This is a genomic window from Flavicella marina (genome assembly GCF_009193215.1).
GTDB classification, from domain to species: domain Bacteria; phylum Bacteroidota; class Bacteroidia; order Flavobacteriales; family Flavobacteriaceae; genus Flavicella; species Flavicella marina.
Genome location: NZ_VYVA01000009.1, coordinates 1 through 705, shown reverse-complemented (window position 1 = coordinate 705; position 705 = coordinate 1). Strand labels below are relative to the sequence as shown.

1 protein-coding gene is annotated in these 705 nt (G+C 38.2%); it reads left to right on the top strand.

Annotation, left to right across the window (positions count from 1 at the left end):
* Window positions 1–705 (top strand): transketolase family protein (locus tag F6P99_RS13335; protein WP_152287993.1); only part of this gene is annotated, 705 nt, incomplete at its 5' end.

Here is a 705-nt window from a genome sequence, read left to right as displayed (position 1 = left end):
AGAGTTTACGATCAAATTCGTCAATCTGTTGCCTACTCAGATAAAAACGTAAAAATTTGTGCTTCTCACGCTGGATTAACGCTAGGAGAAGATGGAGCTACTCACCAAATTTTAGAAGATATCGGTTTGATGAAAATGTTACCAGGTATGACAGTAATCAATACTTGTGACTACAATCAAACAGAAGCTGCTACTATTGCTATTGCAGAACACGAAGGACCAGTTTACTTGCGTTTCGGTCGTCCTGTAGTGCCTATCTACATGCCTAAGCATACAGAAACAGCACACGAAAATAAATTTGTAATCGGTAAAGCAATCAAATTGACAGAAGGTGCCGATGTAACAATCGTTGCCACAGGTCATTTAGTTTGGGAGGCTTTACAAGCTTCTGAGCAATTAGAAGAATTAGGTATCTCTGCAGAAGTTTTAAATATACACACGATCAAACCTCTTGATGCACAAGCAGTATTAGATTCTGTTGCAAAAACGGGATGTATTGTTACTGCTGAAGAGCACAATTATATTGGTGGTTTAGGAGAAAGCATTTCTGGTGTTTTAGCAAAAAACAACCCAATTCCTCAAGAATTTGTAGCAGTACAAGATAGCTTCGGTGAATCAGGTACTCCAGCACAATTGATGGAGAAATACGGATTGAACGACAAAGCAATCGTTGAAGCTGTTCAAAAGGTTATCAAAAGAAAATAA